A 15,234-nucleotide genomic window follows, 5' to 3' on the forward strand; every position below is an offset into this window, starting at 1 on the left:
AGGTGGGTTTTGTTTTTTTTATGATTTAGCTACAATCTCCTATGGTTGTTATTAAGGTCTATCATATAGATAGGTATTTAGTATATTAGATATTCCATAAATTCAGCAGGTTAATAAATTCTTTTTTCACATTCTTGAGAATATATTTGATTGCAATAAGTATTTGTATTAAATTACAACGTATTTGTTTAACAATTTTTTGAAGCGCCTTTCTTTGATTATCCCTACTTTCACGCATATTAAGCCTTTTGTCTTTGATTAATTTTTTGCTCGGTAAATAATATTGATAGAAATACTAAACGGTTAAGCAAGGTTATTATACCTTATTATCACAAAGAGCCTAAATTCTTAATCGCTATAAGCACAATTTATGGACGAAAAGAGTAAAAACTCATCCCGGTAAGGGTTAAATAACCTGTATAGCATGAAAAAGATTAACAATTCAGGTTCAAAGCAACTTCGCAAAAGAGCAGTGGAGCAGCTAAAAGGCAAATCTTCCAAAATAATACTACCATCCTCAGAAGCCGATGTGCTAAAACTTATTCATGAGTTTGAGGTGCATCAGATTGAGCTGGAGATACAGAACGACGAGCTGGCTCTTGCAAAAAATGTGGCTGAAATTGCTACAAGTAAATATTTAGAATTGTATGATTTTGCCCCAACAGGTTATTTCACCCTTTCCAAAGATGGGAAAATCATTGACCTAAACCTTAGCGGCGCTGACATGCTGAAAAAGGTACGCTCGCAGCTAATTAATAACCAGTTTGGCTTATTTGTTTCAACTGATACAAAAGCAAACTTCAACCTTTTCCTGAATAGAGTATTCAGTAGTAAAGTAAAAGAGAACTGTGAGGTAAAAATTATCGCAAATTGCGATATATCAACCTATGTTTTGCTTACTGGTGTTACTACTAAAAAGGGTGAGCATTGCCTTTTAACCGCCGTTGATATTACCGAACGTAAGCAGGTAGAGATAGAGCTGATTGAGAGTAAACAAACCCTCTCCACTATTTATGATACCATTAGCGATGCAATTTTTCATTTGGTGGTAGAGGATAAAGGTGTGTACCGATTTACTTCGATAAATCAATCGTTCTGCAAATTTACAATGTTGAATCAGGAGCAGGTTATTGGAAAATTAGTAAACGAGGTAATTCCTGAATCTGCATTGAAGGGAATACTAGAATTATTCGACAAGGCTTATGTGGAAAAGAGAATTGTGATTTGGGAGGAGATATTCTATTACCCGGAAGGACAAAAAATTGGTATAGTAAGCGTTACCCCTGTTTTCAATGAAAATGGTCGTTGCATTAATTTGGTTGGCTCAGTACATGATATCACCCAACGTAAGGTTACTGAAGATAAACTACAGGAGAGTGAAAGATTTTTAAGGGAAACACAGATTATTGCAAAACTTGGAACATACTCTTTGGATATAATCACGGGTAGATGGGAGAGTTCAGAGATTCTTGATACTATTTTTGGGATTGATTCCAATTTTGACAGATCTGTTGAGGGGTGGACATCAATTATACATCCTGAGTGGCAAGAAATTGTGAGGAATTACTTGCTTTATGAGGTGGTAGGCAAAAAATCCAACTTTGATAAGGAGTACAAAATTATTCGGCAGAATGATAAGGCAGAATGCTGGGTTCATGGAGTAGGAGGTCTTAAATATGACGATAATAATCGACCAATTGCTATGTTTGGAACAATACGCGACATTACTCAGCGTAAGCTAGGACAGGAGGCAATACGTGAAAGTCAGAGTCTCTATCACGATCTGGTTGAAACATCACAAGATCTGATATGGCAATGCGATAAAGAGGGTCGATACACCTACCTTAATCCAGCTTGGGAGCAAACATTTGGGTATAAGGTAGAAGAAATGCTTGGTAAAAAGTTTACCGATTTTCAAACCCCGGAAAGAGCCGCTATCGATTCAAATGAGTTTTCGAGATTGTTGCAAGGGAATATGGTGAAAGGCTTTGAAACTATTCACATAGGCAAGACAGGTAACGAGATTCACATTGTTTTTAATGCAAAGTATGTGACTGATTCAAATAATAAAATAATTGGTGTACGAGGTTCAGCTTACGATATTACCAAACAAAAACAAATTGAAGAGTATTTAAGGGAAAGCGAAGAAAAATACAGACTTTTAGTTACCAATATCAGGGATGTGATTTACAGCATAGATGTTGTAACAAAAGAGTTTAACTATTTAAGCCCTGCCTTCGAAAAGATTACAGGCTATTCAATGGAGGATATCCAGAAAATGGGAGGAAGAACATCTTTCTTACGAAAAGTTATTACAAAAACAAAGATTTTTGAATGGGATAATTACAAGATAAAATTAAAGGAGGATCAATTAGAAGGTGATTATATTCAGGAAGAATGGTGGTTGTGTAAAGATGGCTCATACAAATGTTTACGCGATCAATGGATTCCAATTTTTGAAAATGGAAAATTGATTTCCACCTACGGTGTACTTGCTGATTTTACAATGAGGAGGCTTGCCGAAGAGAAATTGAAAGTAAACGAATCTATTCTTAAAAAAAATAATGCTGATAAAGACCTTTTTATATCTATCCTTGCTCACGATTTAAAAAATCCATTCAATTCAATGCTAGGGTTTTTAGATCTATTAATCGAAAATTATCGCGATTATGATGCTGAAAAAATCGAAACCCAGTTAGATATTATTAACTCATCCGCAAAACGAATATTTAATTTACTAGAATCGATTCTAATGTGGGCTAGATCGCAATCGGGCAAAATACCCTACCACCCTCAAAATGTATGTTTTACTGCTATTTGTAATGAGGTTTTATCGGATTTAAAGGTTTCGGTTGATGTAAAAAATCTTACAGTCAATTCTTTAGCTAAAGATGAATTAATTGTTTTGGCGGATATTGATATGCTAAAAACTGTTCTGCGAAACTTAATTTCTAACGCAATTAAATTCTCATACCCCGGTGGAAAAATTGATATTTTTGCAGAACAAGCAAATTCAAAGCTAATAGTTTCAGTTTTCGACAATGGGATTGGTATAGCACCAGAAAGATTAGATACCCTATTTGACATTTCAAAAGTACAATCAACAAAAGGAACCTCAAATGAGTATGGAACAGGATTAGGCCTATTACTTTGCAAAGAATTTATAGAAAAACATGGTGGAATAATTTGGGTGGAAAGCGAAATGGGTAAATATTCAAAATTCAATTTTAGTATTCCATTATAAATTAATGCGAGCTCGATGTAAGCATAACATATTGATCCTAAGTATAGTGTTAGATTGTTGCTTTGTCATGCTGAACGAAGTGAAGCATCTAGTCTTTAGATAATTAGATCCTTCGTTTCGCTCGGGATGACACCTTACATCGAACTGACGTTAAATTAAGTAGTCAAAAATAATAAAGTTTAGGTCTATAATTTTGCTGCCGCATCTAGTTTAGTTGGCATACAAATTACGATTTGAAAAATATATATAAACCCAACAAATAAATATTTAGCTGACTAAATAAATTTTATTTAAACGTTGATGATAAGATACTTAGAAAGGAAAATGAAAAACCCAGAGTAAAACGCTACTTATTTTTTTACTGGATCAAGAAAGGAATTTTAAGTCTGTTTCCATCTTGTGTCCCGCAGAGTACTTTACTCATTTTACTCCATGTATAATGTTTTAGTGTTACAAAACGCTAACAGCTTTTTAACCTTTATCCTTTTTGCTAGGGCATTCTCTCTATCAATATTTTAATCAATCTCTCCTTCTCCTCAATCATTTTTTCTTTCTCCTTTAGCATCTCCACAAGCATCTTGTTTTTTTCTTCTAACGAAACTAATTTGTAACTAAAAGGTAAATTAGGTTCGTTTAGTGTACTAAAAGCTGAGAAATTTCTATATTCCTTTTCCTCAATTTTAACATCTGAAGAAATTTCGTCTTCAAAGAAATAACCTATAGAAACTTTAAATACATCGGCAATTTTTTTAAGTGTAGAAACCTTAAACTCATTCTTCTTAAGTGCTATTTGCAAGCCATTCTTAGTTATTCCAATAAAATTAGCTAAGTCATTTTGGCTAACTTTATTTTGCTTTTGTAACGCTTTTATTTTATCTGATATCATGATAATCAATACAATATTAATATTAACAAAATTATTACCATATTTATTTGGTCTTAATGACCAAATTATTTATATTCGCATTACAATTTTATGCTGAGAACTAAAAAACAGCATTTGATGAGTAGGGAGAAACTTCTTAAACACAACAGACATTATTTGAATAAAATATTAATGCGTTCTTTTACATCTCTTTGTACCCCATAGACATGATGCCTATGGAGTTAAAGTACAACAGAACCAGAAAAATACGACTCAATTTTGAGTCATATTGGTCTTACCCCCAAAAAGTTTGGTGAGTTGTCCATAGAGTTTCGTGTAGAATGGAAAAGAATTACTAGCCATTTTACTATAGAGGACAAACCCAGACAACGAATAATCTTGCCACGCAAAACAAATGTGCTGCCAGAGGTTCAGTACGAGTTGCAACTTATTCTAATACACTTGAATACCTATCCTATGTGGGGATTTCATGCAATTACCTATTTGATAATGCAATCGCAAACTTATTTTGGATACATGGGCTAAGTATTATTCTACAAGAAACGCTTAAAAGACTCGGTGAACTATTTGGGAAGCAATAATTTAGACAGGAGTCTTTGTTAAGAGTTATCCGAATATACTGTTTGACGGGGTGGAGAGAAGCATTCAATAACCTAAAGATGATAAACAACAGCATGCCTGCTAAAAGGGTATAAAAACGCTTAGCGTTTTAAAAATACTTTACTCTCGTTACTCAACCATAGAATTATGTTTTAAAAGCAATTTTAAATGGTAACATACATTTCAAATGGATATGTTGTGAGTTGCCATTAAACCTACCAAAAGGAAAAAACATTGGCAGGATGATGGATTTAAGGAGTTCAGCCCGAACGGAGTAAGAATCTGGATGCCGAAAAAAACCCAAAAGAAAAATTTTGACATCAAAACAGGAGCTGTAAAACCAAAATATTTCTCGTTTCAGGGTACTTGCTTAGCATTCCATTTGCGGTGTCAAACGTTGTCGTATTGTCAAAGATCGCTTACGCTTTCATAGGTTATGATTCAATTTCTTAATAATGGAACTTGCCTATGAAGCATATAATTTCAGATTTACATTGAAAAACAATGCATTACAAAAATAATCTATAATAAAGTATATGATAATTAAAAAGCATTGCCTGAAAAAATAGGATAACCATTGATTTTCAGCTAAAAGCAAAAATAAATCACAGATTCGCAACACGAAAATACTTTTTTTCGGGAAAAAAAGTCAAGTTTTTTTGGTCTTTTTTAGCAACAGAGCAAAAAAAGTGTGCTATGAACAAAAGATTATCAAGAAGCGAGGTTATTGAAATCAAGCACAAAGTGCATGATATAATTTCGGTGATCTCTGACCACCTTAAGGAACGAGGTGGAAATCCAAGTAAAGAAGATCGTTACCGGGCAGTACTTGATGCATGGAACTCTATCAACCACTTCCCAATCAGCAGAAGGTATCTTTATATAGAGATTGCAAGAGGTTTTGACTTTGAGACCCATGAAACAGTTTGGCGTATAATCGAATCATATAAAACGATTACTACTGGTCAACCTGATAGGAATTCACTAGCGGGGTACTATCGTACTTGGGAGAAAATATTACAGTTCACTTATACCGATTAACCTTAATTTAAGCATATATGCCAATAGATGAAATTAGACTAGAGTTTAACTCACAGCAATTCGATGACCTTATACTTGCCCTTGATGAAGTAAAAGATGTTAATGAAAACGCTGGTAAGAGATCAAAAGCGATTGCTTATGCAAATCTCTTAACAACAATACTGATCCAAAGAGCATTTCAGGAGTACGCTTTAATTCAAACTAGAAAAACGCTAAACCCCGAAAAATAATTTAGAACTCTTTAATTGGATAAACAGTTTAAAGTTTTTGACTTAGGATTTTTAAATTACTAGTAGAACTTATGAGTTCTACTAGTTTAACTAATTTTATAACTCTTCAAGATTCATCAGAACAGGAAGCGTTAATGATTAACAATAACATTATATAGATCATTAATATTTGTTCTAAATAATGCAAGTACATTAGAGAGATTATGCCTGTATTATTCCTCTAAATCATTAAAGTAAATCTTATCAAACTTCACTCTTTTTCTTCATAAAAACTATTTGTTTATGCCAATTATGCATTTCCCTTACCCCATTCTAATTATATAATAGAGTGTTCAATATCCGCTGCAATGATGATGTAAATCATTGCTAAGCATGCCTGTTTCGTTTGTCTTTTAAGTAATTTACATTTTTTATTAGGTTCTATTTTGATTACAGGGAAAAGCCTGCGGAGTAAATATTATAGCAATCGAAAATGATTATACATGGTCTATTTGGCTTTGCTGAGCCCGTTAGGATTCGTTAACAGGCATACTAAATCTTTGTATTTATGATGTCTCATTGGTTAATTAAAAATATCACGTAGTTTATTGGCAAGTAACAATACTGATAAAGGCTAGAACAGTTATTGAGGTTTTTAATTAGTACAAATTATGAATATTGATATTCGAACACTTATTCTGATAACAGGAATTTCTCATTTGATGCAGGTGTTAGTTTTTTATTACCAGTTTATAACTAATAAGTTTATAAAGGGTCCAGGTTGGTGGCTTATGTGGAGTGTTGCTGAATTTATAGGTTTTGGGATAATCCTACTAAGAGGTATTCCTTCACTACTTCAATTAGCAATCGCTTTTCAAAATATAATAATCCTATTAGGAACGGTTTTTATATATATTGGGGTTTTACAATTTTTTGAAAAGAAGATAAATCTAAAATTCATTCTTTCATTCTTTAGCTCTTTTGTAGTGCTTCATCTTTCTTTTTTATTCATTAAAGATGATATATACCTACGTACCTTGCTTTTGAATGTTTTTCTATCGGCAATAGCATTTTTAACTGCAATAACTATTTTCAATAATAAGACCTCCTATATTGCTTCAACTGCCAATTTCAGTATAATACTTTTCTCTATACATGGGAGTATTTTTAGCTATCGAACTATTATTCTGGTTCTGGATCCATTCGAGAGTAATATGTTTGCGCCAACTTTTTTTAACCTAACCCAATATTTTGATGCTTTATTTCTAGGCCTTCTCTGGACATTCGGTTTTATTATTATGATAAACCATAGATTAAATTTAGATATTTCTGAAGCGAAAACCCATTTTGAACAAATTTTTAGTACAAGCCCTGATGCTGCATTAATTACCCGCTTGAACGATGGGATGTTCGTTGATTGTAACGAAAATTTTACTAAAATTTTTGGTTATTCGAAAGATGATATTTCAGGAAAAACGACACTTGATATCAATTTTTGGAAAAACCCTGCAGATAGGCAAGAGCTTGTCAGAATGATTATGAAAAGTGGGGTTTATGAAAACTATGAATTATTATTTCAGCGAAAGGATGGAATAATAATTACCGGATTAATGTCGGCAAAAGCTATAACTCTCAAAGGAATCCCTCATATTATAAGCGTTACCCGAGATATCAGCGACCGAAAGCAGGTGGAAGAAGTTCTTAAGGAGAGCGAACAGCGCTTGCAATATGTTTTAAAGGGTAGTCGTCTTGGTTTCTGGGACTGGAATCTAATAACTAATGAGATTAAGAGAAATGAGCAATGGGCTGAAATGCTTGGTTACAAAATTGATGAGGTTGAATTTACGGTTATGCAGTGGATTGATCTTGTACATCCTGATGATCGGGCTATGGCATTGGAATCAATACAAGAACACATTAAAGGTATAACTCCAATGCACAGGATCGAATATCGGATGCGAACCAGTGATGGACAATATAAATGGATACTTGATCAAGGACAAGTTGTTGAGTGGGATTCTAATCATCGAATTATAAGGATGAGTGGCACACATACTGATATTACAGAACGGAAGCAAGCAGAGATGGCATTGCAAGAGAGTGAAAAAAGATACCGATTACTTTTTCAGAATCTTTCCTCTGGTTTCGCCCTCCACGAAATTATTTTGAATTCCAATGGAAAACCTTGTGACTACAGGTTTCTTGAAATTAACCCTGCTTTCGAAATACTTACAGGGCTTAAAGCAACCGATTTAATAGGCAAAACAACCTTAGAGGTTTTACCAAATACTGAACCATACTGGATTGAAACTTATGGGAAAGTTGCATTGACTGGCAATCCTATCACTTTTGAGAATTATAGCATCGAATTTAACAAATACTATCATGTTAATGCTTACTCACCTGAGTCAGGAAAATTTGCTACTATTTTTCACGATATATCCGATCAAAAACTATTTGAGGCTGAGTTACAGAACAAGAACGAAGAGCTTATCAAGGTAAATATCGATAAGGATCGTTTTATGTCAATACTTGCGCACGATTTAAAAAGTCCCTTTAATACAATACTTGGCTACTTAAATCTTTTAACTGAAAATATTCACGAATATGATATTGATAAAATTGAAAAACAGATAGCAATTATTAACAATTCGGCACAAAATACCTATTTTTTAATGGAGGATATTCTTCTTTGGGCTAGATCTAAATCGGGCAAAATTCCTTTTGAACCTAAGGAATTGAATTTAAACACTATTTGTAAAGATATTATCGAAATCCTTATGCCAAATGCCAGTACAAAAAACATATCCATCAATTATGATGAGTACGATGAGGCTGTTGCTTTTGCGGATGTAGATATGTTGAAAACCATTCTTAGAAACCTAATATCCAATGCCATTAAATTCACCAATAGGGGAGGAACTGTTAATGTAGCAGTTAATCGACCAATTAAACAAACTAGCGAGTTTAACCAAAGTAATCTAGAAATTGAATGTAAAGATGGTAAATACAATAGTTCTCAAATTATTTCAGTTGCTGACAACGGGATAGGAATAGTATCAGAAATAAAGGACAAACTATTTAATATTATGCAGACATATTCCACCAAAGGAACCACAAATGAAATGGGAACAGGATTGGGATTGTCTCTGTGCAAAGAATTTGTTGAAAGGCATGGGGGTGAAATTTGGGTGGAGAGTGAATTTGGTAAGGGGAGCACGTTTTATTTCACATTAGCAAAAAGCAATAGCTAAAATACTAACCTTATGATAAACAAGGGAAAAAATCTTTTTAAGGTCGGAAATGCAAGCGAAAGTCAGTTCCCATTAATTTTCAAAGGTTCTCTAAAGAGACTATTCCGTACCCTTTTGGGAATCCAATTCTTTTTGTGTATTGGATTAGTAGTACTAACTACATTAATGTACATAAATCAGTCAGAGTTTATTAAAAGTCAACGTATTCATTTTCAATCCTATTTGCTGGCAGACGAGTTACGTCAGAGTTCCGATGATCTAACACGTCTTGCGAGATCTTATGTGGCCTCTGATAATGAAGAATTTGAACGTCAGTATCATGCTGTTCTGGATATTCGTAATGGCAAAAAACCTCGGCCAGTAGATTACAACCGAATATACTGGGATTTTGTTACAAAAATGGATCAGAAACCTCGTCCCGACGGGGAAGCCATATCGCTAAGGGAATTGATGATTAAAACGGGATTTACAAATACCGAGCTTGAGATGCTAACTAAGGCTCAAAAATATTCCGACTCATTGGTGAAAACTGAAGAAATTGCCATGAACGCCAATAAAGGGTTGTATGACGATGGCACAGGAAACTTTACTGTAAGGAAAGAACCTAATCATGACTTTGCAATAAGAATATTATACGATGATGCTTACCACAAGAAGAAAGTCCAAATTATGAAGCCTATAGATGAGGTCTTTGCTATGATTTCCGAACGAACAGATAGGGATGTGGCTAAGTTTGAAAAAAGAAGCATGAGTTTGGTGAAATTTATTGAGGGGATAATAATTATCTTCATTCTGCTATTCGTATTTTCTTTCTTTAAAATTATGCATCAAATCACGGATCGCGATCGGGTTCTGTGTGCATTGGTAGAAAGCGAAGAAAAATACCGTAAACTTATTGAACTTTCTCATGATGCTATCCTAATTCACGTAGGTGGTATAATTCAATTCGTAAACAATGCTTCTTTAAAATTATTCGAAGCTTCTAGCAAAGATGAGTTTATTGGGAGAAAAATAATTGATCTGGTTCATCCCGATTATGTAAACATTGTAGAGCAGAGAATTGCAAAAATAGTAAATGAAAATATAGAGGCTCCAACAATCGAAGAAAAATTAGTAACACTTAAAGGAGTACCATTTTATGCAGAGGTAACTGCGATACCCGTAAATTTAAAGGGGAAGCAGGTAATACAGGTAGTTGCAAGGGATATTACTGAACGAAAACTTTCCAATGCTATACTTCACGAAAAAGAGGTACAATATAAAAACCTTGCTAATGCTGGAATGGCTCTGATTTGGACATCGGGCACTGATAAATTGTGCAATTATTTTAATGAACCCTGGCTAAAATTTACAGGTCGTACAATTGAGCAAGAAATAGGAAATGGTTGGGCAGAAAACCTTCATCCTGATGATTTCGACCACTATTTTAAAATCTATATTATATCGTTCGATAAACGTGAAGCATTTGATTTGGAACATCGCTTGCACCATGTAAGTGGAGAATATAGGTGGATAAGAGATTTGGGTACACCTAACTATAATAGTAATGGGGAATTCATTGGTTATATTGGATATTGCTTTGATATCACCCAAAATAGACAAGCAGAAGAGGCGTTAAGGAAGAAAACGAATGAACTTGAACTCTTAAATGGTCATTTTTTGGGTCGCGAACTTAAGATGATTGAACTTAAAAAGGAGATAAACGAACTACTAAAGAAACTTGGTGGAATGGAGAAATATGTAATTCACAGTTGAGAAATGTTGAATATATAAAGCAAATAGTTAATTCATATTGCTAATAATTAAATAAATATGGAGATTGGAGAAATTATTACGGGTAATATGACACCCTTTTTAATGATGGTAATGGCACTTGCAAATGCTTTAATTGCAATATCTTATGCTTCTATCCCATTTTTCCTTATTGTTTTTGTCAGAAAACGTAAGGACATGCCATTCACCTGGGTGATTTTCCTGTTCGGGTTGTTTATCCTAGCATGTGGCACAACACATATCGTTCATGTAGTAGGTCTTTGGCGGTCTGTAAACTGGTGGCAAGCTGCTGTTGATTCTATTTGTGCCATTATTTCTTTGGCTACCGCAGTTGCAGTATGGCCAATTTTACCCAAACTCTTATTAATTCCTAGTCCTAATCAGTTAAGGTTGGTTAATAGTGAGTTACAAAAGGAGAGGGATAAACTGATTTTTACTCAACATGAATTACAAAAGGCATACACCGAGATAGAAGAACGTGTAAATGATAGAACCCAAGAGTTAATTGTTGCAAATAAAGCATTACTAAACGAAATAAGTGAACGCAAAAAGGCAGAAGAGGCTTTGCGAACCAGCGAGGAGTACTTTCGAAATATTTTCGATCATTCAACCGTAGGCAAGTCAATTACCGAATTAGGAGGTAACGTTAAAACAAATAAGTCATTTCGCCAAATACTAGGCTATTCTGAGACTGAACTATCTATACTTAAATGGCAGGAGATAACCCATGCCGATGATGTACAAAGAGATCAGGGATATCTTGATTCTCTAGTATCAGGAAAATACTCATCCATACGATGGGAGAAGAGGTATATCCATAAGAATGGGCACGTTGTTTGGGTTGATATAAGTACTGTTTTACAGCGAGATGATAATGATATCCCTCAATATTTTATTACCACAATTCAAGATATTACCGAACGTAAACAGGTTTCCGAGGCTCTTAAAAAGAGCAATGATAGATTCTTGAGCCTTTCCGATAATATCCCTGGCTTTATGGCTTATGTTAATGCGGATACCCTAAAGTACGAATTCGTAAATGAGACCTATGCACAATCCTTTGGGGTTCCCCGAGAAAAAATTATAGGCAGTCATGTGAAAGATATTATTAGCGAAACAAATTATCAATTTGCTTTAAAATCTATTAATGAGGTTAAACAAGGCAAATCGGTTTCCTATGAAAACACTTTTAATTTTGCTGAAGGAAAGCATTGGGTTCAAATAAACTACACCCCAGTTGTTGATATCAATGGGTATGTTACTTCAATTGTTGTGCTTGGTTATGATATCACCGAACGTAAACGGGCAGAAGAAGCCTTGCGGGAGAGCGAGGAAAGATATCGCAGCCTACTAACAAATCTCGAAGCAGGTATTGTTGTTCATGCTCCTGATACCTCAATTATAATGAATAATCATAGAGCCTCAGAATTATTGGGGTTAAGCGATGATCAGATGAGAGGTAAACTGGCTATTGATCCTCATTGGAGATTTATTTACGATAATGATACCCCAGTCCCGCTTGAGGAGTACCCTGTAAACCGAATTATTATAACCAAAAAACCTGTTGGAAATCTCATTCTTGGTGTTGTTCGATCCAAAACCGATGATATTGTATGGCTAGCAGTCAATGGCTTTCCTGTTTTTAACAACAATGGCGAATTATCGGAAATTCTAGTTAGTTTCATTGAAATTACAGAACGGATTAAGGCTGAGGAAACGCTAAGAGAATCCGAACGTGTAAAATCGGAACTCTTAGATAGATTAAATGATGCCCAACATTTGGCCATGATTGGAAGTTGGGACTGGCATTTAAAAAACAATTTGTTCTGGTGGTCCGATGAGACCTATGAAATTTTTGGGGTAACCAAACAGAATTATACTCCTAATTTCGAAACGAATGGTAAATTTATTCATACTGATGATTTTGAACAATATCGTAAGTCTTTCGAACTCTCAATTCAAACCGGCGAACCACTATTTTACGAATTCAAACTAATTGCAGGTAATGGACAGTTAAAGTACTGTCAAGTAAAAGGAAAGATTATTTATGATGAATCCCACCAACCAAATCGTTTTATTGGGACTATCATGGATAACACGCAGCGCAAGCTTGCCGAATTTACTCTGCATGAAACCGAGGCAAAATTCCGACAAACCTTTGAACTCTCACCTGTAGGGATTATTATGGTAGGGCTCGATAAACGATTCATCCATTGCAATAATGCGTATGCGCATTCTCTTGGATATCAAACCGATGAATTAGTTGGAAAACCTATAACTGATGTAGCACACCACGAAGATTCGCAAATTGCGATAAGCGGGATAGAATCTTTAATAAAAAATGAAATAGAAATTTTTCATGCTCAGAAGCGTTATGTTCGGAAAGATGGACAAATTGTTTGGGGAGAGGTGGCTATTTCACTTATCAGAGATCGGGAAGAGCGTCCTCAATATTTTCTGGCTATTGTTCAGGATATTACAAAAAAAAGGCAATCTGAAAATCAGCTAAATCTCTCCTCCAAAATACTTGCCATCCTTAATGAACCTAAAGATTTATTGGAAATAATTCCACGTATTCTGGTCGAAATAAAGCAAAGCCTAGATTTCGAGGCCATTGGTTTTCGCCTGAAAAACGGAGATGATTTCCCTTATTTTGTTCAGGAAGGTTTTCCCAACGATTTTATAGTTCGTGAGAACTCACTAGTTGCTCATGATGCTAAAGGAAGTATTTGTAGAGATGAAAATGGTAAAATTAATTTAGAATGTACATGCGGGCTAGTAGTATTGGGTAAAACTGATCCCCAAAACCCATACTTTACTCAAGGTGGAAGCGCATGGACAAATAACACCGTTTCATCCTTAAAAATTCCAGTACCAAAAGATACAAGGCTACATCCACGTGATCGTTGTATTCATGCAGGGTACCAATCAGTAGCACTTATTCCAATTCGTGCAAATAATGAAATCCTTGGAATCTTACAACTTAACGACAAAAGAAAGGATAAACTCTCTTTAGATTTGGTTCAATTTCTTGAGGGTATAAGTTCTTTTATTGGTGTGGCTTTGGTACGTAAGAAACAAACAGAAGCTCTTCGGTTTAAAAACCTAGTTTTTGATGCATCATTGGTAGCCAATAGCATTGCTGACATTAATGGTAATTATACGGAAATTAATGATACTTTTCTTCGTATATGGGGCTATTCAAAAAGAGAGGAAGTTTTAGGTTTACCAATTCAAAGTTTCTTTAATGATCAAAATAATGCATCAGAAATAATTTCATCATTGAATAAAATTGGTCAGTGGGAGGGTGATTTTACTGCAAGAAAAAAAGATGGATCAACCTTTTTTGCTCATGGGCTAGCAACAACCGTTAAGAATGATTATGGGAACCAAATTGGATACCAATCCGCCGTAATTGATATAACTGAGCGTAAACATTTCGAAGATGAAATTATAAAACTCAATGAAACATTAGAGCAGAGGGTAATTCAGCGGACTGAACAGCTTGAAACCGCAAATAAAGAGTTGGAAGCATTTAGCTACTCAGTTTCACATGATTTACGTGCACCCTTACGCCACATTAGCGGGTTTGTGGATATCCTTGCAAAAAATGTTAAAGATCGGTTGCCTGAAAAAGATTTACATTATTTGGATGTAATAAACAACTCTGCAAGAATGATGGGAACTTTAATTGATGATCTACTGAGCTTCTCAAGAACCGGTCGTGCAGAAATAAGAAAATCAAAAATAAACATGAACCAGCTAGTTGATGAGGCTAAATCTCAAATCAAACCGGCAACTGCTGGACGCAAAATAAAATGGGAAATATCTCCACTTGCCGAAGTTTCTGGCGACTATAATTTAATGCGTTTGGTATGGGTTAATTTAATTGATAATGCAGTAAAATACACCAAAACCAGAGAAAAGGCCATTATTAGTATTAATTGCACAGAAGAAAAGGAGGAGTTTATATTCCGTATTTGCGATAATGGTGTAGGATTAGATATGAACTATGCGCAAAAGCTATTTGGAGTATTCCAACGCCTTCATACTTCAGTTGAATTTGAAGGGACAGGAATTGGACTTGCAAATGTACGTCGTATTATTCTTAGACATGGCGGACGCATATGGGCAGAAGCAGAGCTTGATAAAGGAGCAAGTTTCTACTTTACGCTGCCAAAAGAGGATATTGAGAATAAAGACTAGAGATCTGATTTATTGGATTTG

At 34.7% G+C, this 15,234-nt stretch carries 8 protein-coding genes; 7 read left to right on the top strand and 1 reads right to left on the bottom strand.

Annotation, left to right across the window (positions count from 1 at the left end; all coding sequences use genetic code 11):
* The first annotated feature begins 424 nt into the window (after window positions 1–424).
* Window positions 425–3,244: a PAS domain-containing sensor histidine kinase gene (locus HOO91_00300; GenBank protein NOU15984.1), complete on the top strand. Its 2,820-nt coding sequence runs from the start codon at window positions 425–427 to the stop codon at window positions 3,242–3,244.
* Window positions 3,245–3,734: 490 nt separating this feature from the next.
* Here the strand turns inward: HOO91_00300 and HOO91_00305 are convergent, their stop codons facing one another.
* Window positions 3,735–4,130, bottom strand: coding sequence for a helix-turn-helix transcriptional regulator (locus HOO91_00305; protein ID NOU15985.1), 396 nt, complete (start codon window positions 4,128–4,130; stop codon window positions 3,735–3,737).
* Window positions 4,131–4,388: 258 nt separating this feature from the next.
* On the opposite strand from HOO91_00305, the gene HOO91_00310 reads away from it, so the two are divergent.
* From HOO91_00310 to HOO91_00335, 6 genes are all read left to right on the top strand, one after another.
* Window positions 4,389–4,655, top strand: a complete 267-nt coding sequence (locus HOO91_00310; protein ID NOU15986.1) for a hypothetical protein — start codon at window positions 4,389–4,391, stop codon at window positions 4,653–4,655.
* Between the two features lie 771 nt (window positions 4,656–5,426).
* Window positions 5,427–5,771, top strand: a complete 345-nt coding sequence (locus HOO91_00315; protein ID NOU15987.1) for a hypothetical protein — start codon at window positions 5,427–5,429, stop codon at window positions 5,769–5,771.
* Between the two features lie 17 nt (window positions 5,772–5,788).
* A complete protein-coding gene (locus tag HOO91_00320) occupies window positions 5,789–6,001 on the top strand; it encodes a hypothetical protein (GenBank protein ID NOU15988.1) in 213 nt (70 codons plus the stop codon).
* A 650-nt stretch (window positions 6,002–6,651) separates the two neighbouring features.
* Window positions 6,652–9,234, top strand: coding sequence for a PAS domain S-box protein (locus HOO91_00325; protein ID NOU15989.1), 2,583 nt, complete (start codon window positions 6,652–6,654; stop codon window positions 9,232–9,234).
* 12 nt (window positions 9,235–9,246) lie between these two features.
* Window positions 9,247–10,989 (top strand): PAS domain S-box protein, encoded by a 1,743-nt coding sequence (locus tag HOO91_00330; protein ID NOU15990.1) that lies wholly within the window; start codon window positions 9,247–9,249, stop codon window positions 10,987–10,989.
* Between the two features lie 57 nt (window positions 10,990–11,046).
* Window positions 11,047–15,213 carry a PAS domain S-box protein gene (locus HOO91_00335; GenBank protein ID NOU15991.1) on the top strand — a complete coding sequence of 1,389 codons (4,167 nt, stop codon included), beginning with the start codon at window positions 11,047–11,049 and terminating at the stop codon, window positions 15,211–15,213.
* Window positions 15,214–15,234 lie beyond the last annotated feature (21 nt).

It is taken from the genome of Bacteroidales bacterium (genome assembly GCA_013141385.1).
Taxonomy (GTDB): domain Bacteria; phylum Bacteroidota; class Bacteroidia; order Bacteroidales; family Tenuifilaceae; genus UBA8529.